22 protein-coding genes and 3 pseudogenes are annotated in these 21,532 nt (G+C 74.2%); 13 read left to right on the top strand and 12 right to left on the bottom strand.

Translation table 11 applies throughout. From position 1 onward, the window contains the following. Nucleotides 1-41: 41 nt before the first annotated feature. Nucleotides 42-802 (bottom strand): annotated as a pseudogene (locus KPF47_RS31420) (creatininase family protein). Nucleotides 803-814: 12 nt separating this feature from the next. Between KPF47_RS31420 and KPF47_RS31415 the strand changes: the two are divergent. Beyond that, a complete protein-coding gene (locus tag KPF47_RS31415) occupies nucleotides 815-1,447 on the top strand; it encodes a GTP cyclohydrolase II (RefSeq protein ID WP_224392613.1) in 633 nt (210 codons plus the stop codon). Between the two features lie 10 nt (nucleotides 1,448-1,457). On the opposite strand, the gene KPF47_RS31410 is transcribed toward KPF47_RS31415, so the two are convergent. Then, nucleotides 1,458-2,423: a zinc-binding alcohol dehydrogenase gene (locus KPF47_RS31410; RefSeq protein ID WP_224392385.1), complete on the bottom strand. Its 966-nt coding sequence runs from the start codon at nucleotides 2,421-2,423 to the stop codon at nucleotides 1,458-1,460. A 98-nt stretch (nucleotides 2,424-2,521) separates the two neighbouring features. Here KPF47_RS31410 and KPF47_RS31405 point away from each other — a divergent pair. Next, nucleotides 2,522-3,019, top strand: a pseudogene (locus tag KPF47_RS31405) (RibD family protein); the annotation flags it as partial. Nucleotides 3,020-3,166: 147 nt separating this feature from the next. Here KPF47_RS31405 and KPF47_RS31400 read toward each other — a convergent pair. The 3 genes from KPF47_RS31400 to KPF47_RS31390 form a co-directional block, all read right to left on the bottom strand. Further along, nucleotides 3,167-5,491 carry a CDP-alcohol phosphatidyltransferase family protein gene (locus tag KPF47_RS31400; protein ID WP_224392384.1) on the bottom strand — a complete coding sequence of 775 codons (2,325 nt, stop codon included), beginning with the start codon at nucleotides 5,489-5,491 and terminating at the stop codon, nucleotides 3,167-3,169. A 65-nt stretch (nucleotides 5,492-5,556) separates the two neighbouring features. Next, a complete protein-coding gene (locus tag KPF47_RS31395; protein ID WP_224392383.1) occupies nucleotides 5,557-6,288 on the bottom strand; it encodes an FkbM family methyltransferase in 732 nt (243 codons plus the stop codon). A gap of 29 nt (nucleotides 6,289-6,317) precedes the next feature. Beyond that, nucleotides 6,318-6,896: a TetR/AcrR family transcriptional regulator gene (locus KPF47_RS31390; RefSeq protein ID WP_224392382.1), complete on the bottom strand. Its 579-nt coding sequence runs from the start codon at nucleotides 6,894-6,896 to the stop codon at nucleotides 6,318-6,320. Between the two features lie 117 nt (nucleotides 6,897-7,013). On the opposite strand from KPF47_RS31390, the gene KPF47_RS31385 reads away from it, so the two are divergent. Beyond that, on the top strand, nucleotides 7,014-8,192 hold the full coding sequence (locus KPF47_RS31385; protein WP_224392381.1) for a YbfB/YjiJ family MFS transporter: 1,179 nt from the start codon (nucleotides 7,014-7,016) through the stop codon (nucleotides 8,190-8,192). Nucleotides 8,193-8,273: 81 nt separating this feature from the next. Here KPF47_RS31385 and KPF47_RS31380 read toward each other — a convergent pair whose 3' ends face one another. From KPF47_RS31380 to KPF47_RS31355, 6 genes are all read right to left on the bottom strand, one after another. Then, nucleotides 8,274-8,456 carry a hypothetical protein gene (locus KPF47_RS31380; RefSeq protein WP_224392380.1) on the bottom strand — a complete coding sequence of 61 codons (183 nt, stop codon included), beginning with the start codon at nucleotides 8,454-8,456 and terminating at the stop codon, nucleotides 8,274-8,276. A gap of 130 nt (nucleotides 8,457-8,586) precedes the next feature. Next, nucleotides 8,587-9,138: a TetR/AcrR family transcriptional regulator gene (locus KPF47_RS31375; RefSeq protein WP_224392379.1), complete on the bottom strand. Its 552-nt coding sequence runs from the start codon at nucleotides 9,136-9,138 to the stop codon at nucleotides 8,587-8,589. A 25-nt stretch (nucleotides 9,139-9,163) separates the two neighbouring features. Further along, nucleotides 9,164-10,258 (bottom strand): SDR family oxidoreductase, encoded by a 1,095-nt coding sequence (locus KPF47_RS31370; protein WP_224392378.1) that lies wholly within the window; start codon nucleotides 10,256-10,258, stop codon nucleotides 9,164-9,166. A 92-nt stretch (nucleotides 10,259-10,350) separates the two neighbouring features. Beyond that, nucleotides 10,351-11,148 carry a polyphosphate kinase 2 gene (gene ppk2, locus KPF47_RS31365; RefSeq protein WP_224392377.1) on the bottom strand — a complete coding sequence of 266 codons (798 nt, stop codon included), beginning with the start codon at nucleotides 11,146-11,148 and terminating at the stop codon, nucleotides 10,351-10,353. A gap of 32 nt (nucleotides 11,149-11,180) precedes the next feature. Then, nucleotides 11,181-11,867: an SGNH/GDSL hydrolase family protein gene (locus KPF47_RS31360; protein ID WP_224392376.1), complete on the bottom strand. Its 687-nt coding sequence runs from the start codon at nucleotides 11,865-11,867 to the stop codon at nucleotides 11,181-11,183. A gap of 22 nt (nucleotides 11,868-11,889) precedes the next feature. Next, nucleotides 11,890-12,594 carry a hypothetical protein gene (locus KPF47_RS31355; protein ID WP_224392375.1) on the bottom strand — a complete coding sequence of 235 codons (705 nt, stop codon included), beginning with the start codon at nucleotides 12,592-12,594 and terminating at the stop codon, nucleotides 11,890-11,892. 57 nt (nucleotides 12,595-12,651) lie between these two features. Between KPF47_RS31355 and KPF47_RS31350 the strand changes: the two genes are divergently transcribed. From KPF47_RS31350 to KPF47_RS31310, 10 genes and pseudogenes are all read left to right on the top strand, one after another. Then, nucleotides 12,652-13,302 carry an NAD(P)-dependent oxidoreductase gene (locus KPF47_RS31350; RefSeq protein ID WP_308015541.1) on the top strand — a complete coding sequence of 217 codons (651 nt, stop codon included), beginning with the start codon at nucleotides 12,652-12,654 and terminating at the stop codon, nucleotides 13,300-13,302. Between the two features lie 48 nt (nucleotides 13,303-13,350). Then, a complete protein-coding gene (locus KPF47_RS40530; RefSeq protein WP_374108924.1) occupies nucleotides 13,351-13,509 on the top strand; it encodes a hypothetical protein in 159 nt (52 codons plus the stop codon). Nucleotides 13,510-13,590: 81 nt separating this feature from the next. Next, nucleotides 13,591-14,286 carry a response regulator transcription factor gene (locus KPF47_RS31345; protein ID WP_224392374.1) on the top strand — a complete coding sequence of 232 codons (696 nt, stop codon included), beginning with the start codon at nucleotides 13,591-13,593 and terminating at the stop codon, nucleotides 14,284-14,286. Then, on the top strand, nucleotides 14,283-15,740 hold the full coding sequence (locus tag KPF47_RS31340) for a HAMP domain-containing sensor histidine kinase (RefSeq protein WP_224392373.1): 1,458 nt from the start codon (nucleotides 14,283-14,285) through the stop codon (nucleotides 15,738-15,740). Before KPF47_RS31345 ends, KPF47_RS31340 begins: the two co-directional genes overlap by 4 nt. Before the next feature lie 59 nt (nucleotides 15,741-15,799). Beyond that, complete coding sequence (locus KPF47_RS31335) at nucleotides 15,800-17,086, top strand: S1C family serine protease (RefSeq protein ID WP_224392372.1); 1,287 nt, start codon at nucleotides 15,800-15,802, stop codon at nucleotides 17,084-17,086. Nucleotides 17,087-17,135: 49 nt separating this feature from the next. Then, a complete protein-coding gene (locus tag KPF47_RS31330) occupies nucleotides 17,136-18,200 on the top strand; it encodes an IS630 family transposase (protein ID WP_255659546.1) in 1,065 nt (354 codons plus the stop codon). A 47-nt stretch (nucleotides 18,201-18,247) separates the two neighbouring features. After that, nucleotides 18,248-18,700 (top strand): IS5 family transposase, encoded by a 453-nt coding sequence (locus KPF47_RS31325; RefSeq protein ID WP_224391430.1) that lies wholly within the window; start codon nucleotides 18,248-18,250, stop codon nucleotides 18,698-18,700. After that, nucleotides 18,651-18,890 (top strand): hypothetical protein, encoded by a 240-nt coding sequence (locus KPF47_RS31320; protein ID WP_224392624.1) that lies wholly within the window; start codon nucleotides 18,651-18,653, stop codon nucleotides 18,888-18,890. Before KPF47_RS31325 ends, KPF47_RS31320 begins: the two co-directional genes overlap by 50 nt. Nucleotides 18,891-18,950: 60 nt before the next feature. After that, nucleotides 18,951-19,808: pseudogene (locus KPF47_RS31315) on the top strand (IS5 family transposase). A gap of 211 nt (nucleotides 19,809-20,019) precedes the next feature. Continuing rightward, nucleotides 20,020-20,613, top strand: a complete 594-nt coding sequence (locus KPF47_RS31310; RefSeq protein WP_224386178.1) for a plasmid pRiA4b ORF-3 family protein — start codon at nucleotides 20,020-20,022, stop codon at nucleotides 20,611-20,613. A gap of 31 nt (nucleotides 20,614-20,644) precedes the next feature. On the opposite strand, the gene KPF47_RS31305 is transcribed toward KPF47_RS31310, so the two are convergent. Continuing rightward, nucleotides 20,645-21,490, bottom strand: a complete 846-nt coding sequence (locus KPF47_RS31305) for an IS5 family transposase (protein ID WP_224392371.1) — start codon at nucleotides 21,488-21,490, stop codon at nucleotides 20,645-20,647. Nucleotides 21,491-21,532 lie beyond the last annotated feature (42 nt).

Here is a 21,532-nt window from a genome sequence, read left to right as displayed (position 1 = left end):
GCGTCGCCCCCGGCGCGCTGGTGGTGCTCCGTCGCCGCAGCTCAGCCGGTGCGGGTCGCGAGCGCCCGCAGGTGCCCGTCGAAGGCCCCGGCGAGGGCGTCGAGCACACCCCGGCCCTTCCCGGCGGTCGCGAGCGAGGGTCGCCCGACGACGCCGGTGGGGAGTAGGCGCCCAGCCCGGTGGTGAGCAGGTACGGCCGGTCGTCGGCGTCGTGGTCGGCGCCGGTGTACGACGGCCGGACCACCTCCGGGTGGGTGTGCAGCAGGATCGAGGTCTCCAACTCCCCGGCGTGCATGTCGGCGGCGTTCGAGGTGGCCAGCCCGGCGGCGCCGCGGGCGGCGGCCCAGTCCTCCGAGCCCGGGAACAGGGCCATCGGCAGGGTCGTCGGCGGGGAACCCGCCGAGGCCTCCTGGACGACGTTGCGCAGGACGTAGTTGCCGCCGTGTGCGTTGACCAGCACCAGCGCGAGGGTCCCCGCCGCCCGCAGCGAGGCGGCGATGTCGCCGACGACGGCGGCCAGGGTCGTCGCGGAGATGCTGACGGTGCCCGCCCAGGCCGCGTGCTCGTGCGAGCAGGACACGGTCAGGGGCGGCAGGAGGCGCACGGGGTGGGCCTGCGCGACCCGGTCGGCGACGGCGCACGCCACGAGGGTGTCGGTGGTCAGGGGCAGGTGCGGTCCGTGCTGCTCGAGGCTGCCGACGGGGAGCAGGGCCACCGCGGCGGCCTGCCCGGCCACGTCCTCGGTGGTGTCGACGGGGAGGGGATTCACGCAGGTGAGGCTCCCACGAGCCCACCCGATCATGGAGGAGCAAGGGTGCAGGACGCGCAGTACGACCCCACGGCGGAGTTCGCCGAGTCCGAGCTGACCACCGGCCACGGCCGGTTCCGGGCGATCGCCTTCCGCGAGTACGAGGGCGGGGCCGAGCACCTCGCGCTGGTGTACGGCGACCCGACCGACGTCGACGCCCCGCTGGTGCGGATGCACTCCGAGTGCCTGACCGGCGACGTGTTCGGCGCCCGTCGCTGCGAGTGCGGCGCCCAGCTGTCGCTCGCGCTCCAGGCGGTCGTGCACGCGGGGCGCGGGGTGATCGTCTACCTGCGCGGGCACGAGGGCCGCGGCATCGGGCTGCTGGCCAAGATCCGCACCCACGTGCTGCAGGACGAGGACGGCCTGGACACGATCGACTCCGCCGTCGCGCTCGGCCTGCCCGTCGACACCCGCGACTTCGGCGCCGCCGCCCTCGTGCTGGCGCACCTGGGGATCGGGCGGGTGCGGCTGCTGTCCAACAGCCCGGCCAAGGTCGAGGCCCTGACCTCCTACGGCATCGACGTCGCCGAGCTCGTGCCCGTGCTGGAGCCGGTCGACGAGCACAACGTCCGCTACCTGACCGCCAAGCGCGACCGGCTGGGCCACGTGCTGCCCCAGCTCGACGCGACCGGCAACTGAGCGGGCGGGGTCAGGCGTGCGACACCCGCAGACACAGCGACGGCCCCCCGCCGCCTGCCATCGCGGCCAGAGCGCCCGGCAGCGCGTCGAGGGCCACCTCCTGCTCGACCAGGGCGTCGAAGCGGGGATCGGCGAGCAGCCGCAGGGCGCGGGCCATCCGCTCGCCGTAGCCGCGGTGCGCGCGCCGCGGCGACACCGTGCCCACCTGGCTGGCGCGCACCGCCAGGCGCCTGCTGTGGAACGGCCCGCCCAGCGGCAGCGTCACCGGACGGCTCCCGTACCAGCTCAGCTCGGTGACCTCGCCCTCCGGGGCGAGCAGCTCCAGCGACCGGGCGAGCCCGGCGGAGGTGGCACTGGCGTGCACGACGACGTCGCAGTCGCCGGTGGCGTCGTCGGGTGCGGCGAACCCGACGCCGAGCGCGTCGGCCAGCGTGGACCGCGCCGGGTCGGGGTCGACGAGCTGCACCCGGGCGCCGGGGACCCCGGCGAGCACCGCGGCCACGGAGGCGCCCACCATCCCCGCGCCGACGACCGCGATCCGGTCGCCGACCAGCGGCGCGGCGTCCCAGACCGCGTTGACGGCGGTCTCCACGGTGCCCGCGAGCACCGCGCGGGCCGCCGGGACGTCGTCGGGGACGACCGTCACCGCGGCCGCGGGCACCACGAACGCGCTCTGGTGCGGGTACAGGCAGAACACGGTGCGCCCGGTCAGGTCCGCGGGGCCCTGCTCCACCTCGCCGACGGCCAGGTAGCCGTACTTCACCGGGCCCGGGAAGCCGCCCTCCTGGAACGGCGCGCGCATCCGTTCGTGCTCGGAGGCCGGGACCTCCCCGCGGAACACGAGTGTCTCGGTGCCCCGGCTGACCGCGGTGTACCGCGTGCGGACCAGCACCTCGTCCGGTCCCGGCCCGCCGACCTCGACCTCCCGGATCTCACCGTGCCCCGGTCCGGTCACCCAGAACGCCCGTGCCCGCATCCCTACCCCCTCACTGCCGGCCCCGACCCTAACCGGGCGAACCGGACACCCGCCGGGAGCGCCCGGTGACCCGCCCGCGGGTGGTCGCCTCGGTGGCGATGTCGCTGGACGGCTACATCGACGACGCCGGGCCGGACACCCTCGTCCTGTCCGACACCGACGACCTCGACCGGGTCGACGCCGTGCGGGCCGAGGTGGACGCGATCCTGGTCGGTGCGGGCACCGTGCGCGCCGACGACCCCCGGCTGCTCGTGCGGTGCGCCCGGCGGCGGGCGGAGCGGGAGGCCCACGGGCGACCGTCCTCACCGCGCCGGGTGGTGCTCACCACCGGTGCGGCGCTCGACCCGGCGGCACGGGTGTTCGCCGGCGGGGACGCCCCGCTGGTGTTCACCGCCGCGCCGGCCGCGCCCGCGCTGCGTGCCCGGCTGGGCGAGGCGGCCGAGGTCGTCGCCGCCGGCGACCCCCCGGACCCGGTGGAGGTGCTCGACGCCCTGGCCGAGCGGGGTGTGGCGAGCCTGCTCGTGGAGGGCGGCGGGGTGGTGCACACGGCCTTCCTCACCGCCGGGCTGGTCGACGAGCTGCAGGTGGTCGTCGCGCCGTTCTTCGTCGGCGACGCCCGCGCCCCCCGCTTCGTGGGGGACGGGGTGTTTCCCGCAGTGCCCGCAGCACTCGATGTCGCTGGTCGAGGCCCGTCCGATGGGGGACCTGGTGCTGCTGCGCTACCGGGCCCGGGGCGGCCCCGGTCAGGAGTAGGTGGCGAGGAAGCGGTCGCGGAACTCGTCCATCCGCCACGGCGCCGCGTCCGGCGGTGGCAGCAGTCCCGGGGACCACCCCCAGCCGTCGATCGCGGCCAGCACGGCCGGGTCGCGGCTGATCACCGAGATCGGGACGTCGGCTCCCGCGCCGGGCCCGGACACGGTCGCGCCGGGCTCGTGGTCGCCGAGCAGCAGCACGACCAGGTCCCGTCCGGTGTCCTGGCGTCCGGCGAGCCAGCCGGTGGTGCTGCGCAGCGAGTACTCCAGCGAGGTCAGGTAGTCCTCGCGCAGGGTCTCCCGGTCCAGGGAGAAGATCGTGTCGTAGGCCTGCTGGCCGCCGGCGTAGGGGCCGTAGACGGCGCCGTCACCGATCCCGGCCGGGTCCAGCAGCGGCGACCACGGCGCGTGGCTGGAGGTCAGCACCACGGTACCCAGCAGCGGCCCGCGGTCGGTGCGGTCGAGCTCGAGGCGGGAGAACGCCTCGAGGGTGTACTGGTCGGGCATCGGCGACCAGCTGAACGGGGGGCCCGCGTAGCCGAGGTCGTCGCCGGCGTACACGCGCTGGTGGCCGAAGAACGCCGCCTCCGGCCACTCCCGGGTGGTGGCCGGGGTGACGACGGCGGTCTCCCACCCGGCGTCGCGCAGGATCCGCGGCAGGGTGGGCCGGTCGGAGGCGGTGAGCCGGTCGTGCGCGCCCTGGTCGGCGATCGGGAGACCGGAGAACAGCGTGGCGTGTGCCAGCCAGCTCCCACCACCGCTGATCGGGGCGGTGAGCACACCGCTGCGCATCCCGAACCCGGCGGCGGTCAGACGGGCGTCGGCGTCGGCGAGCACGGGACGGATCCGCGGCGCCGCCTCCGGGGTCAGCTGGGCGGTGCGGCCGTAGCTCTCCACGAAGGCGATCACGACGTCCTTGCCGCGCAGTGCGCCGAGCACGTCGCGGGGGACGGGCACGTCGTCGCGGGCGAGCTGCGCGGCGAGCTCACGACGCTCGCGCAGGGTCTCGGGCACCTGCTGCGTGCGGTGCGCGACCTCGGCGACGCCGTCGGCCGCGGCGACCGGCACCCCCGGCACGAGCGACGCCCCGGCCACCGGCCCGACGACCAGCCAGGCCGCCCCCAGCAGCACCGCGCCGCCCACCGCGGCAGGCCGGTGCCGCGCGGCGATCCGGCCCAGCCGCACGACCGCCACCGCGGTCGCGACGACCAGTACCGCCGCGACGACGACGGCGAGCACCGCGACCACCGTCCCGGCGGCGCCGGCGGTGCCGCGCAGGAACTCCAGGCCGTTGCCCAGCAGCGACCAGTCGGTCACCGCGTCGAAGCGGCGGCCCTGGAAGGTGCGGAACCCCAGGTCGGCCAGCTTCAGCAGGCCCAGCGCCGCGAGCAGCGCGCCGAGCCCGGCGGCGACGACCGTGCGCGCCCGCCCGGGCAGCACGGCGAGCAGCGCCGCCCCGAGGACGGCCTCGATCGGCAGCCGCAGCCACGCCGCCGGGGCCGGCGCGCCCGGGTCCGCGGGCAGCACGAGCACCGTGCCGACCAGGGCGAGACAGGCCGTGGTGAGCAGCGCGCCCGCCGCCCGCCGCCGGTCGAACGGGTGCCGCTCCGCCGCCCGCCACAGCTGCACCACCGACACCCCGAACGACCACACCAGGGCGGCCAGCGCGACGGCGACCGCGGCCAGGGCGTCGGCGGTCGGCAGCACCCCGGCGGCGGTCACCACCAGCACCACCCCCTGCAGCGCGGCGACGACCTTGGCCGAGTACCGGGGCGGCAGCTCACCGCGCAGCCACGGGGCGACCCGGCCCGCGGCGACGAAGGCGTAGCGCAGCAGACCCAGCGCGGTGACCCACCACTGCCCGGTCGTCGCGGCGACGTGCGCGGACAGCACCATCAGCAGGAACGCGTCGGTCTCCATGTCGAACCGGGCACCCAGCGCGGTCACGGTGCCGGTGCGCCGGGCGACCGGACCGTCCACCCCGTCCAGGGCCAGTGCGACGGCGGCGGGCGCGACCAGCGCGACGGTCCCGGCAGCGGGCAGCCCGACCAGGGCGACGGCGGCGACGGCCATCGTGCCGCGGGCGAGCGTCACCACCCCGGCGGGGCCGAGCGTCGGCTCCCCGGCGCGGCGGGCCGCGCGTACCAGCAGAGCGGCGGTGACCGTCCCGACGACGGCCGCACCGGTCAGTCGCAGCGCCCCCGCACCGGCGGTGGCGGTGAGCAGGGCGAGCACGCCCGCCAGCAGGACGGCGCCTGCCGCGACCTGCGCGGGGACGGGGGCGGTGGCGGCGGTGCCGCGGGATCGACGGAGCATCAGAGGTCCAGGATGCCCGAAACGTCCGGAACCCGGTGCGGCGACCACCCCGGACCGGGGTGCCCTCAGGCGGGGACGTGCCGGGCGTAGACGTCGCCGGAGCGTCCCAGCGGCCGGCGCCGTTCCAGGACCGCGCGCAGTTCCGCGGCGCCGACCCACCGGTCGCCCGCCGAGTCGTCCCAGGTCATGGTCTCGACGGGGGAGTAGCGGTAGACGTGCGGACCGAGCGACTCGACCCGGTCCAGCGCGGCGGGCAGGTACTCGAACGACAGCGCCGGCAGCGGCCGGGACAGCCCCGCGAGCACGTCGGCCTCGAACCCCTCGACGTCGATCTTGCAGAACGCGGGCACGCCGTGCGCCGCGATCAGCTCGTCGAGCGTGGTGACCTCGACGTCGACCGTCGTGTCCCAGCGGACCGCGGCGAACCCGGCGTCGCCGGAGACGGTGTCGCGCCACTGCCGCGACATCGACGACACCGTCGGGGTGGCGCTGGAGATGCCGAGCCGGGCGGTGCCCGCGTCGGCGCCGAGCGCGACCGGCAGCACGGTCACGTCCGTGTCGCGCCCGAAGAACAGCCGCAGCAGCCGGGTGAAGTCCGGCTGCGGCTCGACGGCGACGACCCGTGCCCCGAGACCGCGCCACGCCCGCACCCGGTTCCCGGCGTGCGCGCCGACGTCGAACGCCAGGTCCCCGGGCTGCAGGAACTGCCCGTAGAAGCGACGCATCCGGCGTTGCCTGCCCGGGATCCCGTGGTAGGTCGCGAGGGAGCGGGCGATGCCGAAGGCGCGGGTGAGCACGTCGCCGAGACTAGCCCGGACGGGGAGGATCAGGACGAACCGGACGGCACCGGCAGCAGTGAGTCGGCGACCGCGCGGGCGTGCCGGATCGGGCCGGGGCCACCCTCGCGGGCGGCGGCGGTGACCGCGCCGTCGAGCAGCAGCAGCAGGGTCGTCCCCAGCGTGCCGCCGGTGCCGCCGGTGAGCCGGTCGGCCTGGGTCTGCAGGTACTCGCGCAGGGCGGCCTTGTGGTGACGGACGACCTCGCGTGCGGGGTGGTCGGGATCGGGCAGCTCGCAGGTGGCGTTGAGGAAGGCGCAGCCACGGAAGCCGTCGCGCTCCTGCCATGCCTCGTAGGCGTCGAACACCGCGAGGATCCGGTCCCGCGGCGCGGCGTACCCGGCGGTGATGCGGTCGATCTCGGCGGTCCATCGCCGGTCGCGGTCGCGCAGGTAGGCCACGACCAGCCCGTCCTTGGAGCCGAAGTTGGAGTACAGCGCGGTCTTGGTGACCCCGGCCCGGGCCGCCACCGTGTCGACGCCGACGGCGTGGATGCCCTCGCGGAAGAAGAGCCGGGCGGCCGCGTCGAGCACCTTCGGTCCCGCGTCGCCCCGTCGGGTCCGTGCCATGCTGCGCTCCCTGATGAACTTTCCGGTACGTCTTCCGTTAACCAATCTAGCAGCAACGATGTGCCGGATGCAGGTGGCCGACTTGCAAGAAAACAGACAGGTCTGTTCACTATCGGTATGACCGAAACCGGCATCCGACCCGTCACGGCTCCCGCGACCACCCGGCCGTGGTGGTCGACCGCGCTGGTCGGGGCGGGGGTGATCGCGCTCTGCTACGGGTTCGCGCGCTACGCCTACGGGCTCTTCGTGCCCCGCTTCACCGAGACCTTCGACCTGGGCCCCCTCGCCGTCGGCGTGCTCGGCGCGCTGTCCACCAGCGGTTACGTGCTCGGACTGCTGGTGGCGCCGGTGCTGTCGGCCCGCTCGGCCCGCGGCACCACGCTCGCCGCGGGGGTCGCGGCGACGGCCGGGCTCGCCGCCATGGCGACCGCACCCGGGGTGGCGGTGTTCGCCGCCGGCATCGTCGTGGCCGGGTCGGGGGTCGGGCTCGCCTCACCCGGGGTGGCCCAGCTCGTGGTCGAGACGGTCGGCCGGGCCGACCGCGGCCGGGCCCAGACCTGGGCGAACACCGGTACCGGCGCCGGACTGGCGCTGACCGCGTTCACCCCGCTGCTGCCCGGGGACTGGCGCCCGGTCTGGGTCGCGTTCGCCCTGCTCGCCGCGGCGACGACGGCGGTCGCGGCGTTCCTGCTGCGCCGCACCCCGGCGCGGCCCGCTCCCGGGCCGCACCCGGATGCACCCCGGGCGTCCGCGTCGGGGCTGCTGCTCGGTGCCGGACTGCTGGGGGCGGTGAGCGCGCCGTACTGGACCTTCGCCACCACCCGGATCGCCGAGCTCGGCACGGGCCCCGTCGTCGCGACCGCCGCCTGGTGCGCGATCGGCCTGGTCGGACTGCTCGGCGGCACCGTCGGCCGGGCCGCGGAGCGTTTCGGGCTGCGCCCGGTCGGCCTGGCGGTGTGGACGGCGTGGTCGGCCGGGATCGCGCTGCTCGCCCTGCCCGGCGCGGGGGTGGCGGTCGCGCTGGTCTCGGCCGGGGTGTTCGGCGCGGGCTACATGGCCCTGACCGGGCTGTGCATCCTGTGGGCCGCCCGGCTGTTCCCGGCGGCGCCCTCGCGGGGGGTCACCCGGGCGTTCCTCGCGCTCGGGGTGGGGCAGACGGTGGCCGCGCCGCCGGCGGGGGCACTCGCGGCCGGTGCCGGACCCGCCGTCACGCTCGCGGTGGCCGGTGCGCTCGGTCTCCTGGCCTGGACGCAGCTCGTGCCGCGGCTCGCCCCGCCGTCCGGTGCCGGTGCGTGAGCCGGGGTGGTCTGCGGGCCCGCGACGCGCGACGCCCCGGCCCGACGGTGTCGGGCCGGGGCGGGTGCGGGTGGGCGGGGCTCAGCTCCGGGTGCCGGTGAGCTCGCCGGTCCGCGGCCGGGACCGCATCGGGGCGCCGCCGTGGGTGACGGCGCTCCACGTGTCGATGCCGACCCAGATCTCGCGCAGGACGGATCCGGTGCGCTGTGCGGCGGCCCGCAGCGTGTCGGGCCAGGACGGGGTCTGCAGCTCGGTCGAGGTCATCGGCCACCTCCCGGTGGAGAGTCGAACGCGACCCGATTGTCCCGGTCGCGCCACGACGGTAGCTCCTGAGACACTGAAGTCTCAATGGCGACAAGTGTGCTCCATGCCTCACCGGGACGGGGCAACCCGGTCAGGACACCGCGGACTGCCGGGTCTCGACGACCCCCGCCAGCAGCGTCCGTTCGGTCACGCCGATCACGTCGTGGCGGGCCAGTCTCCCGTCGTGCGCGGCGAGCACCGCCCGGGTCAGCAGGGCGTAGAGCGCCTCGGTCATCCAGGTCGCGGACTGGGTGATGCAGAAGGCCCCCGCGCGCTGCCCGCGCCGGAACAGCTCGACCAGCAGCGTGTCCATCTCGGCGTAGCGGGCCAGGACCTCGTCGCTGGACTGGATCCGCTCGGCCAGCACCCACAGGTCCACCGACGGTTCCAGGCCGACGATCACCCGTCGCACCGCCTCGATCGGGTCGCCCTCACCGGTGCGGGCGCCGTGGATCGCGGCGATCCCGCGCTCGACGCCCATCTCGGCGAGCTCGTCGAGCAGGGCCTCGCGCCCGTCGACGAGCCGGTGCAGGGTCGCCCGGCTGATCCCGGCGCCGTTCGCGATCTCCGTCATCGACGCGGCCGGGTTCTGCACGAGCACGGTCGCGGCCGCGAGGAGCACGTCGTTCCGCTCGATGGCCACCCCCCGACGGTAGCCCTCGCCCGCCTCAGACCATCGCGGCCGTGCCGACCTGCGGGTTCTCCCGGAAGAAGCGGACCATCGCGTCCACGTGCTCGTCGAAGGGCGGGCAGCTCACCCCGAGCTCGGCGAGTGTCGCCGTCGTCGCGGCCGTGTCGTAGTGCGTGGGGTGGGTGAGGTACTCCAGCGTGCTCGACGGCGTCCGGAACAGGCGTCCGACGCCCGGGACGTGGTCGATGGAGAACGCCGCGAGCCCGACCGGCATCGGCACCGTGCGCAGCCGCGTGCCGAGCCGGTCGGCGAACACCTCGCACATCTCGGGCACGGTCGGGGGCGCGGGCTGGGCGAGGGCGAAGGTGCGGTTCACCGCGGGCGGGTGGCCGGCGAGTGCGTCGATGCCGTCGACGACGTAGTCCGAGGGCACCAGGTTGAAGCGCGTCCGTCCCGCCGCGCCCGGCAGCGGCATGACCGCCCTGCGGCCCTGCCGCGCCAGCAGCTGGAGCACGTAGTAGGGGCCGTCGTACTTCTGGGTCGCGCCGGTCACCGAGTCCCCGACGACCACCGACGGCCGGTAGACCGACACCGGCAGCCCGGCGTCACGGGCCTTTGCGACCACCCGCTCGGCCTCGTGCTTGGTGTGGTCGTAGTGGTTGGCGAACGGCTGGCCGAGCTCCAGGTCGGTCTCGGAGAAGATGCCGTCGTAGCGCCCGGAGACGTAGCAGGTCGACACGTACTGCAGCCGCACCAGCTCCGGCGCGGCCTCGGCGAGCCGCACGACGTGGCGGGTGCCGTCGACGTTGACCCGCCACGCGACGTCGGCCGGCACCGACAGGTCGTAGACCGCGGCCAGGTGGAAGATCTCCAGCGGTCCGGCGAACAGGCGCTCCCGGACCGCGGGGTCGAGCCCCAGCCCGTCGACGGTGATGTCGCCGGAGACCAGGTCGGTCCGCCCGGCGATCCCGGGGGACTCCCGCTCGAGCCGGGCCAGGGTCGAGCGCGCCTGGTCGAGGAACTTGTCCTGCACGACGGCGACGGCCCGCGCCTCCGGGGCGCGGCGCAGGGTGCGCGGCAGCAGGGCCGAGCCCAGGAAGCCCGGGAAGCCGGTGAACAGCACGGAACCCACAGGGTCACCGCCTCTCCGCGCGGCCTCGGTGCCGCGCCGTCGCTCCGCGCGACGGTATCCGGTACCAGAGGTATCGGAAGGGTGGGTGTGACCTAGATCAGCGTGGCCGCGTGGTCGGGCACGTCGCGCTGCACCTCGCGCGGCGGCCGCTCGTAACCGCCCGACGGCGCGCGCTCGGGCAGGGTCAGCACGCGGCGCTCCACCGGCTCCCACGGGATCGTGGAGAGCAGATGGTGGATCATGTTGATGCGCGCGTTGCGCTTCTGCTCGGCCTCCACGATCCACCACGGCGCGATCTCGGTGTCGGTGTGGGTGAGCATGTCGTCGCGGGCCTTGGAGTAGTCGTCCCAGCGCGACATCGACTCCAGGTCCATCGGCGAGAGCTTCCACTGCTTGAGCGGGTTCTCCAGCCGCTCGGCGAAACGCCGGGCCTGCTCGTCGGCGCTGACCGAGAACCAGTACTTGCGCAGGTGGACACCGTCCTCGACGAGCAGCTGCTCGAACACCGGGGCCTGGCGCAGGAAGCGGCGGTACTCGGCCTCGGTGCAGAACCCCATCACCCGCTCGACGCCGGCGCGGTTGTACCAGGAGCGGTCCAGCAGCACGATCTCCCCGGCCGCGGGCAGGTGTTCGACGTAGCGCTGGAAGTACCACTGGCCCTTCTGCCGCTCGGTCGGCGCGGGGAGTGCGACGATCCGGGCGAAGCGCGGGTTGAGGTACTGGGTGACGCGCTGGATCGCGCCGCCCTTGCCCGCGGCGTCACGGCCCTCGAAGACCACGACGACCCGCTGCCCGGTCGCCCGGACCCACTCCTGCATCTGCAGCAGCTCACCCTGCAGGCGCAGCAGCTCGGCGTCGTAGACCTTGCGCGGCAGCTTGGCGGTCACCATCGGGCCACCCAACCAGATCGGGGTGCCCGCCCCTAGCGACCCGCCCGGCGCAGCGCCTCGGAGAACACCTCGGCGATGGCGGCGTAGCCGCGGTCGTTGGGGTGGAACCGGTCCGAGGCGAGCTTGCCGCGCCAGTGCCGGGTCCGCGGGTCGCGCAGCTCGGCCAGTACCAGCCCGCGGTGCCGCCCGGCGTCGTCGATCAGGCCGTTGACCTGCAGCGCCGCGGCGAAGGTGCCCGGCTGGTTCCCGATCACGGTGCCCCGGGGCAGCCGGTCGAGCAGGGCCGCGTAGCGGTTCCCGACGCCGTCCTGGTGGCGGGGCTGCATGAGGTCGTTGGAGCCGATCAGGCACAGCAGGAGGTCGGGACGCAGCCCCTCGGCGACGGGGAGCTGGGCGTCGAGGACGTCCTCGACCCGGGCGCCGTACTGGGACAGGTTCACCAGCCGCCACCCGGGCAGCCTGCCGATGAGCTGACCGGCCCAGCCGCACTCGGGGTGCGACGCGCCGACGCCCTGGGCCATCGAGTCGCCGAGGACGACGCACAGCGGCCCGGTCCGCGCCAGCTCGGCGCGGTTGCGCTCCTCCCAGTGCTCCGCGTACGGCTCGATCTGCTGCTGCACGCGTCGGATCCCGGGCACGAACCGGGACACCGCGGTGATGATCCGGCCCGGCGGGCGTCCGGTCCGGTTGGAGAAGACGGGCTCACCCGTGTCGGTCACGGACGCCAGTGAAGCAGGATTCCTAGCGCACCGTCGTCCGGCCGCCGGCGAGGCGGGCCGTCAACGGGGTGTCGGGGAACGAGCGCAGGCTGCGCTTGAGCTCGGCGAACCCGGGCCAGGTGGCGAGGGTGCACGTCGCGTCCCACAGCCGCAGCGCGTCCTCGCCGGACGGCACCGTGTCGATCACCGGGCCGAACAGGGCGGGGCCGTCCGGCGGGGAGAATCCCAGGACCGGGGTGCCGACGTCGTCGCCGCAGCGGCGGCGGACCTCCTCGACGTTCGCCCGCAGGCCCCGGTCGTGGGAGTCGTCGGTCGCGGCGGCGGCCAGCCCCGGGTCGAGCCCGCGGCGCTCCAGCACCGGGCGCAGGTCGCGCCGCTGCGCCATGACCCGCATGACGGGGTCGAACCCCTCACCGTCCGGGGCGGGGGAGTCCCACACCAGCTCGCCGAAACCGGTGTAGAGCTCGCCGACGACGTGCGGGCCGTGCGCCTCGGCGGCGGCCACGACCACCCGGAGCATCTCCAGGCCGCGCCGGTGGGAGTCCGGGTAGGACTCCGACACCGTCCTGCGCTCGTCGTAGGAGATCCCCTCGTTGAGGATCGCCAGCGGCAGCGGCCGCCAGTGCACCGCGAGCTCGCGCCGGCGGGCGACCTCCACCACCCAGCGGGAGGTGACCCACGCGAACGGGCAGATCGGATCGAAGAAGAACTCGACGTCGTCGCTCATCGGGGCCGGGTACCCGATACCCGGCGGGGCCACCGGAGCGGATCTACCGTGGACGCCATGACGACCGTCGCGCTGCTGGGAACCGGGATCATGGGCGCCGGGATGGGGCACAACATCCTCGCCGCCGGGCTGGACCTGCGGGTCTGGAACCGGACGGCGGCCAAGGCCCGGCCGCTGGCCGACGCCGGGGCCACCCTGTGCACCGACCCCGCCGACGCCGTCCGGGACGCCGACGTGGTCGTGACCATGCTGGGCGACGCCGGGGACGTCGCCGCCGTCCTGGAGCGGGCCGCCGACGGTCTCGCCGCGGGCCAGGTGTGGCTGCAGACCACCACCGTCGGGGTCGAGCCGTTCGAGCAGCTCCGCGCGGTCGCCGACCGGCACGGTCTCGTCCTGCTCGACGCCCCGGTGCTCGGCACCCGGGCCCCGGCCGAGGCCGGGCAGCTGACCGTGTTCGTCGCCGGCGACCCCGCGGCGCGGGCGAGGGTCGAGCCGGTGCTGGACGCCGTCGGCCGCGCGACCGTCTGGGGCGCCGAGGACTGCACGAGGGCACAGGCGAGCCGGCTCAAGCTCGTCGCCAACAGCTGGGTGCTGGCGGTCACCGCCGCGACCGGGGAGTCCGTCGCGCTCGCCCAGGGTCTCGGGGTGGACCCGCAGGCGTTCCTCGACGCCGTCGCCGGTGGCCCGCTGGACCTGCCCTACCTGTAGAACAAGGCGCGGGCGATCCTCGACGACGACTTCACACCCAGCTTCACCGTGGACAACGCGGCCAAGGACGCGGGCCTGATCGTCGCCGCGGCCCAGGGCTCGGGCACCCGGCTCGACGTCGCGGCCGCGGTGCGGGACCGGTTGCTGCGGGCCTCGGAGCGGGGGCACGGGGACGAGGACATGGCCGCCGCGTACAAGGCGTCCTGACGGGCCGCCGGGTCCTGATCGGCATCCGCTGATCAGGGCCTGCTCAGGTTCCTCTCAGAGCCGTCGGCGAGACTGGCCGCCATGCGCATTCTGGTGGTCGACGACGACAAGGCGGTCCGGGACTCGCTGCGTCGTTCGCTGGCCTTCAACGGCTACCAGGTCGATCTCGCCGAGGACGGCCAGGTCGCGCTGGACAAGATGCTCACCGACCGGCCGGACGCGCTCGTCCTGGACGTGATGATGCCGCGCGTCGACGGGCTGGAAGTGTGCCGGCGGCTGCGCAGCGCCGGTGACGCGCTCCCGATCCTCGTGCTCACCGCCCGCGACGCGGTGTCCGACCGGGTCGCCGGACTCGACGCCGGCGCCGACGACTACCTGCCCAAACCTTTCGCGCTGGAGGAGCTGCTGGCCCGGCTGCGTGCGCTGCTGCGCCGCCGCACCCCCGAGGCCGACGACGACGCGGGCACCAGCCCGGCGCTCACCTTCGGCGACCTGTCGCTGGACCCCGACACCCGCGAGGTGTCCCGCGGCGGGCGGCCGATCAGCCTCACCCGCACCGAGTTCTCGCTGCTGGAGCTGCTGCTCGCGCACCCGCGCCGGGTGCTGACCCGTGCCCAGATCCTCGAGCAGGTGTGGGGCTACGACTTCCCGACCAGCGGCAACGCCCTCGAGGTCTACGTCGGCTACCTGCGCCGCAAGACCGAGGCCGAGGGCGAGCCGCGGCTCATCCACACCGTGCGCGGCGTCGGCTACGTCCTGCGGGACACCCCGCCGTGACCCAGACGCTCCCGCCCGACGAGGAGCGGGCCGAGCGCTGGTGGCGTCGCGGGCCGGTGGCCGAGCCGGACCGTGAGCGGTTCACGCTGCGCGCGCGGATCGGGGTGCTCGCCGCACTCGTCGCCGCCGCGATGGTGCTGCTCGTGTCCGCCGCCGCGTTCCTCGTGGTCCGCCAGAACCTCACCAGCTCCCTGGACGAGACGCTGCGCCAGCGCGCCTACGCCGCCGCGCAGAGCGACCTGATCGACCCGCGGCTGCTCGCCGCGCTCCCGCCGGACGTGCTCGGCGCCGCCGACCTGCACATCGCGCTCGTCTACTCCTCGGGCATCGCGACCTCGGCCGACGAGTCGTCGCGGCCGCCGCTGGGGGAGCCCGAGATCGAGGTCGCCCAGGGCGGGCCGACCCAGCCGGGACGCACGGCCGAGCTCGACGGGGTGCCGTACCGGATCGTCGCCGTCCGGGCCGGTGACGGGCGCGCGCTGGTGCTGGCGCAGCGGCTGGACACGATGACGCGGGTGGTGACCCGGATGGGCACCGCACTGCCGATCGTCGGGCTCGGCGGGGTCGTGCTGGCCGCGCTCGCCGGGGTCGCGGTCGCGCGCACCGGGCTGCGGCCGGTGCTGCGGCTGACCGCCGCGACCGAACGCGTCGCGAAGACCGGTGACCTGCGGCCGATCCCCATCTCCGGGTCCGACGAGCTCGCCCGGCTCACCCAGTCGTTCAACACGATGCTCGGGGCGCTGGCGGCGTCGCGCGAGCAGCAGCGCCGCCTCGTCGCCGACGCCGGGCACGAGCTGCGCACCCCGCTGACCTCGTTGCGCACCAACCTGGAGCTGTTGGCCTCGGCCGACCGGCCGGACACCCCCGACCTGCCCGCCCAGGACCGCACCGAGCTGCTCGACGACGTGCGTGCCCAGGTCGAGGAGCTGTCGCACCTGGTAGGGGACCTCGTCGAGCTCGCCCGCGACGACGCCCCGACGATGACCAGCGAGGCGCTGGAGCTCACCGAGATCGTCGACCGTGCCCTGGACCGGGTCAAGCGGCGTGCGGGCGAGGTCGCGTTCGAGGTCCACCGCACCCCGTGGGTCCTCGACGGCGACGCCAGCGCCCTGGAGCGGGCGGTGCTCAACCTGCTCGACAACGCCGTGAAGTGGAGCCCTCCGGGCGGCACGGTGCGGCTGTCGATGGTGCCGATCTCCCCGGAGTGGCTGGTCCTCGAGGTCGCCGACGCGGGGGACGGGATCGCCGCGGAGGACCTGCCGCACGTGTTCGACCGCTTCTACCGGGCCGACACCTCGCGCACCATGCCCGGTTCCGGGCTGGGGCTCTCGATCGTCGCCCAGGCAGCGGCGCGGCACGGGGGAGAGGTACGCGCCGGGCGCGCGCCGGAGGGCGGTGCGCTGCTCTCCATGGCCCTGCCGGGCCGGTATGTGGCGGACCCGGACAGCCCATAGCCTGGTGCGACACCCCGGGGACGGGGTGCGGCATCTGCGAATCGACGGACGGTGGACGCATGACCCAGGACAACCCGCCCGACGAGCCGACCCGCGCCGGAGCGGGCCCGTCCGGCGGGGCCTCCGGGGACGGGACCACCCGCGACCGCAGCACCCCCGACGCCGCGACCCCCGACGCCACGACCCCCGACGCCGCGGCGGCGGGGTCCCCCGACGACGGCGGGGAGCGGGGGGCCGCGGCCGACGCGCGTCCCGCCGACGCGACGTCCGGTGGGGCCACCGCCGGTCCCGACGGGGCACCGGGCCCCGCGGGTGGTGCGGACGCGGGACCCTCCGGTCGGCGGCAGGACGGGACGGCCCGGTCGGGCGGGGCCTCCCCGGGGACGGCGGGATCCGGCGCCGCGGACCCCGACGGCGGTGGGGCCGGTGGCGCGGCCCCGGACCGGGACACCGGTGCCGCCGGTCCCGGCGCCTCGTCCACGACCTCCGAGGGCGGCACGCCCACCCCGGACGGCACCCCGGACGGCACCGCGGTGGCCGCCGGCACGTCCGCGGCCGCCGGCGCGTCCCCCGCCCCGACCGGTGCCCCGGCGGACGACGGTGCCGCCCCGCACCAGGACCTCGGTCCCGACACCGAGGCCGTCTCCACCCAGGACCCGCCCACCGACCGCTGGGCCGTGCCCGCCAACCCGTGGGCCCGCCCCGGCTCCGACTCCGCCGAGGCGCTCGCCGCCGGACCGGCCGTCGCCGACGGCACCACCACCGCGCCGGACGCGACGTCCCCGGGCACCACCGCGGCCCCCGCGGACGGCACCCGGGAGCTCCCGGCCGATCCGGACACGGCAGGCGGGGCCGCCTCCGGCGGGCCCGTCCCGCCCCCGTGGGCCCTCGGCGCCCCGCCCGCGCCGCGCCGTCCGCCGGGCCGCGGCCGCCGGAGTGTCGTCCTGGTCGCCGCGGGGCTGCTCATCGCCCTGGTCGCGGGGGCCCTGGGGGGCCTGATCGGGGCGCGTCTGGCGGGCGGGGCCGGGGGCTCCGCCGCCCCCGGCACGGTCGAGGCCGTCGCCGAGAAGGTGCTGCCCGCCGTCGTCCAGATCCGGGTCGACGGCGGCGCGGGCAACGTCGGCGACCGCGGCGAGGGGTCCGGAATGATCGTCGGCAACGACGGCCTGATCCTCACCAACAACCACGTCGTCGCACCGGCGGCCCAGGGGGGCACGCTGCGGGTCGTCCTGGAGGACGGCCGCACCGCCGTCGGCACGATCGTCGGGCAGGACCCGCAGTCCGACATCGCGCTCGTGCGCACCGACCTGCCGGGGCTGCGCGCCGTGGAGCTAGTGTTGCGGTAACTAGGTTACTTTACTCACGGGCTGGTTTACGGGATCATGAGCTGTGCCGTTGACTGTGACCGTGGACGTTCCGGCCGCCGACCGCGAGGTGTTGGAGTCCTGGCTGCGTTCCTCGTCGGTTTCGGCGGGACTGGCCCGACGGGGCAGGATCGTGTTGCTGGCCGCGGACGGGGTGGCGGTCAAGGACATCGTCACACTGGTCGGGGCGTCGAAGGCGACGGTGATCGGGTGGAAGAAGCGTTACGCCGCTGAGGGGATCGCCGGGCTGGCCGACCGGCCCAAGGCGGGCCGGCCGCCGGTGATCGACGAGGTCGCGGTCGTGCTCGCCACGCTGGAACCGCCGCCTGAGCGGCTCGGAGTCACGCACTGGTCGTCACGGCTGCTCGGTGCCGAGCTCGGGATCTCCCACGTGTGGATCGGCAAGATTTGGCGGCGGTGGGGGCTGCAGCCGTGGAAGTCCGAGACGTTCAAGTTCTCCACCGATCCCGAGCTCGAAGCCAAGGTCCGCGACATCGTCGGGTTGTATCTGAACCCGCCGGACAAGGCCGTCGTGCTCTGCGTCGACGAGAAATCCCAGGTCCAGGCCCTGGACCGGACAGCGCCGATCCTGCCGATCATGCCCGGTATCCCGGAGAAACGGACGCATGACTACGTCCGTCACGGCACCACCACGCTGTTCGCGGCGTTAGAGGTCGCGACCGGGCGGGTCGAGCAGGCGTGCCTGCCGCGGCATCGCCATCAGGAGTTCCTGCGGTTCCTCAAGCAGGTCGCGAAGGCCTACCCGCGGCGCAAGCTGCACCTGGTGGTGGACAACTACGCGACCCACAAGCACCCCGCAGTGAAGGCCTGGCTGGCCCGCAACCCGCGGATCACCCTGCACTTCACCCCGACCTCGGGATCGTGGCTGAACATGGTCGAGGTCTTTTTCGGGGTCATCACCCGCCAGGCCATTCGCCGTGGCAGCTTCGGCAGCGTCAGAGAACTGATCGGCGCGATCGGCCGGTTCATCGACGGCTGGAACGAACGCTGCCACCCGTTCATCTGGACCAAACCCGCAGACGACCTACTCAACCACTGCCGACCCGGTCAAAGAACATCGTTTACGCGACACTAGGGCGCGTCTCCTAACCCGGCTGGTCGGGCCTGCGCGATGATCAGTAGGTGTCGCGCCGTGCCGTCCTGACCGATGCCCAGTGGGACCGACTCGAGCCGTTACTGCCCTCGTCGGACGGGATGCCAGGGCGCCCGTTCGCCGATCACCGCAGAGTGATCGAGGGGATCATCTACCGGTTCCGCTGCGGGCTGGCCTGGCGTGATGTCCCGGTCGAGTTCGGGCTGTGGCAGACCCTATGGAAACGCCACCGCCGCTACTGCGGTGACGGCACCTGGGACCAGGTTCTCGCAGCTCTGCTCGCCGATGCCGACTCCGCCGGTCTCGTGGACTGGGCCGTGTCGGTCGACTCGACGATCATCCGCGCTCACCAACACGCCGCGACCCTGCAGCGGGACACAGGGGGCCGGATCGAACTACAAGAATCTGCTGATCGAGCCGCCCGATCACGCCTTGGGCCGCTCCCGCGGAGGGCTCGGCACGAAGATCCACCAGCTCGTTGACGGACACGGCCGCCCGCTGGTCGTACTGGTCGGCCCTGGCCAGGCCGGTGACGCCCCGATGTTCGCGCACCTGATGTCACATCTGCGCGTCGGACGGGTCGGTCCGGGCCGACCGCGGACCCGGCCCGAGCGGGTCCGCGCAGATAAGAGCGCCCGGCAAATGAGGTCGTGGGGGTGTCGTTGCAGGTAGAGGCACGGACCTCGGGTGATCATCGGATTGCTGATGTCCTGATGGTCGCCTGGAGGGTCCGTGCCTCTATTGCCAGAATCGCTGATCGACCCCCTCTGGGTCGAGTTCGCTGCCCTGATCGAGGCAGAGCGGCGCCCGGAGTTCGACCCGGCCCATCCGTGGGGATGTCACCGCCGCCGTATCCCCGACCGCCTGGTGTTCGAGCACGTGCTCGCGGCGTTGGTGCACGGCAGCGGCTACGAACGCATTGCCACCCCCGGCTGCTCGGACCGCACGATCCGCCGCCGTCTCGCCCAGTGGGCCGCCGCTGGCGTCGGGGAGCAGGTCCTTCGGGCCGCGCTGGCCGGCTATGACTAGATGATCGGTCTCGACCTCGACGATCTGTCTGCCGACGGAGCGATCACCAAGGCTCCCTGCGGTGGCGAGGTCGCCGGCTGTAACCCGGTCGACCGGGGCAAACAGGGCACCAAACGCTCCGTGGTCTGCGACGGTGCGGGGATCCCGCTGCACCTGATCAGCGCCCGCGCCAATGACCACGACTCGCCGTTGCTGAAACCGACCCTGATCGGGATCTACGACATGATCGGGCCGCTGCCCGAGCGACCGTGCCTGCACCTGGACCGGGGCTATGACTCAGGCAAGACCCGCGATCTGCTCGAACGACTCGGGTTCGACGCACAGATCGCCACCAAGGGCCGGCCCGCCCCGATCCAGGTCGGTAAGCGGTGGCCGGTCGAGCGCACCCATTCCTGGATGAACGGCTACGGCAAGCTCCGCCGCTTCACCGACCGGCGCACCGTCATCGCCGCGTTCTACCTCAACCTCGCCGCCGCACTCACCGTGATCCGCAGACTGATCAACGCGGCCCGCAACCGCTACCGCTGGCCGGATAGGCCCACCACCCGCCGGCTGCGGTAACGATCAATTGCCGGACGCTCTAAGAGGTCATTTCAGAACGAGGTCGACGTGTCTGTTGTAGACGACAAGCGGCTATCTGACCTGCCGTTTGATCTGTCGTCGAGGGGTCAATGGAAACTCGACAAGTCGTTCTGAAACGACCTCTAAGACGTCGTTTCAGAAGTGGTGGGCCCGGTTCTGCCGGTGACGGCGGGGCTGGCAGCATCGGCTGATGGTCGCGCCTCGTGTGTCTGAGAAGACGAAGATTTTCGAGTTGGAGATCGTCCTGACCGAGGTGGTGCCGGCGGTCCGGCGTCGGGTGCAGGTGCCGGGCGAGGTCGACTTGGCGGTGTTGCACGAGGTGGTGCAGTCAGTGATGGGCTGGACGAACTCTCATCTGCACGAGTTCGAGATCGTCGGGCGCCGCTACGGGATCCCAGACCCGGACTGGCCCGGACAGGATGTCGCCGACGAGACGAAAGAGAAGCTGTTTCGGCTGGTCAAGGCTGGTGACCGGTTCGGTTACGTCTACGACTTCGGTGACAACTGGGCCCACGAGATCACCGTCGAGGCGGTCGCGGCCGTCGAGCCGGGAGTGTGCTATCCGCGATGCGTCGCCGGGCAGGGGGCGTGCCCGCCCGAGGACGTCGGCGGGATCGGGGGGTATGAGGACTTCCAGGCCGTGCTCGCCGACCCTGACCATCCCGACCGCGCCGAGCGCCTGGAGTGGGCGGGCGGGCCGTTCGACCCGCACCGCTTCGACCCTGACGAGGCCGACCGGGCCTTGGAGTGGCTGGCCTGGCGGCCGCTGGCCCCGACCTCGTAGGCGAGTGCCTCAGCGAGGGCTGGGTCGACCATCACTTCGGCTTCGGCTTCGGCTTGGTGAGGCGGCGGTGGCAGATCAGGGCGCAGGCCAGCGATAACAGCGCGGTGATCGTGGATTCGGCGCGGTCGTAGCGCAGCGCGAGGCGGCGGAAGTCCAGCAGCCAGGACATGGTGCACTCGACGACCCAGCGGACCCGCCCGAGCCGGGTGGAGTCCTCGATCCCGCGCCGGGCGATCCGCACCCCGATCCCACGCCCACTCAGGTAGCGGCGGCAGCGGGGATAGTCGTAGCCCTTGTCGGCGTGCACCTTGTCCGGCCGACGTCGCGGACGCCCCGGCTGTCCCGCCCGTTCGCGGACGCCGGGGTTGGTGTCCAGCAGCGGGGCGAGCATCCGACTGTCGTGGGTGTTCGCCCCGGTGACCAGCGCATGCAGCGGGAGCCCGCCTCGGTCGCAGAGCACGTGGTACTTGCTGCCCGCCTTCCCGCGATCGGTCGGCGAGGGCCCGGTGGCCTCGCCGCGGCGCTTGGCCCGCACGCTCACGCTGTCCACCGCCGCCCGCGACCAGTCCAGCAGGCCCTGCTGGGCGAGGCGGTCGAGCATCACCCGGTGCAGCTGGGCCCAGACCCCGGCCTGCTGCCACTGCCGTAGCCGCCGCCAGCAGGTCACTCCGGACCCACAGTCGAGCTCGGCGGGCAGCGCGTTCCAGCTGATCCCGGTCTTGAGCACGAACACGATCCCGGCCAGAGCGGCCCGATCCGGCACCCGCGGACGGCCTGTCCGTCCCCGCTTGTGCTTGCGCGGCTTGGGCAGCAGCGGCTCCACCAGCGCCCACAGCTCGTCGCTCACCAATCGCTCGACACAAGATCGCCGCGCCACGACCGGACATGATCAGCTACCAGCGCCGATCCACACAGGACC

It is taken from the genome of Pseudonocardia sp. ICBG1293 (genome assembly GCF_020131355.1).
Lineage (GTDB): Bacteria > Actinomycetota > Actinomycetes > Mycobacteriales > Pseudonocardiaceae > Pseudonocardia.
This window is presented reverse-complemented; position numbering and strand designations above follow the sequence as displayed.

Coding starts and splice junctions, on each gene's coding strand:
- KPF47_RS31410 (WP_224392385.1), bottom strand. CDS start 2,423: ATGCGGGCACGGGCGTTCTGGGTGACCGGACCGGGGCACGGTGAGATC.
- KPF47_RS31400 (WP_224392384.1), bottom strand. CDS start 5,491: ATGCTCCGTCGATCCCGCGGCACCGCCGCCACCGCCCCCGTCCCCGCG.
- KPF47_RS31390 (WP_224392382.1), bottom strand. CDS start 6,896: ATGGCACGGACCCGACGGGGCGACGCGGGACCGAAGGTGCTCGACGCG.
- KPF47_RS31385 (WP_224392381.1), top strand. CDS start 7,014: ATGACCGAAACCGGCATCCGACCCGTCACGGCTCCCGCGACCACCCGG.
- KPF47_RS31380 (WP_224392380.1), bottom strand. CDS start 8,456: ATGACCTCGACCGAGCTGCAGACCCCGTCCTGGCCCGACACGCTGCGG.
- ppk2 (WP_224392377.1), bottom strand. CDS start 11,148: ATGGTGACCGCCAAGCTGCCGCGCAAGGTCTACGACGCCGAGCTGCTG.
- KPF47_RS31355 (WP_224392375.1), bottom strand. CDS start 12,594: ATGAGCGACGACGTCGAGTTCTTCTTCGATCCGATCTGCCCGTTCGCG.
- KPF47_RS31350 (WP_308015541.1), top strand. CDS start 12,652: ATGACGACCGTCGCGCTGCTGGGAACCGGGATCATGGGCGCCGGGATG.
- KPF47_RS31345 (WP_224392374.1), top strand. CDS start 13,591: ATGCGCATTCTGGTGGTCGACGACGACAAGGCGGTCCGGGACTCGCTG.
- KPF47_RS31335 (WP_224392372.1), top strand. CDS start 15,800: ATGACCCAGGACAACCCGCCCGACGAGCCGACCCGCGCCGGAGCGGGC.
- KPF47_RS31310 (WP_224386178.1), top strand. CDS start 20,020: ATGGTCGCGCCTCGTGTGTCTGAGAAGACGAAGATTTTCGAGTTGGAG.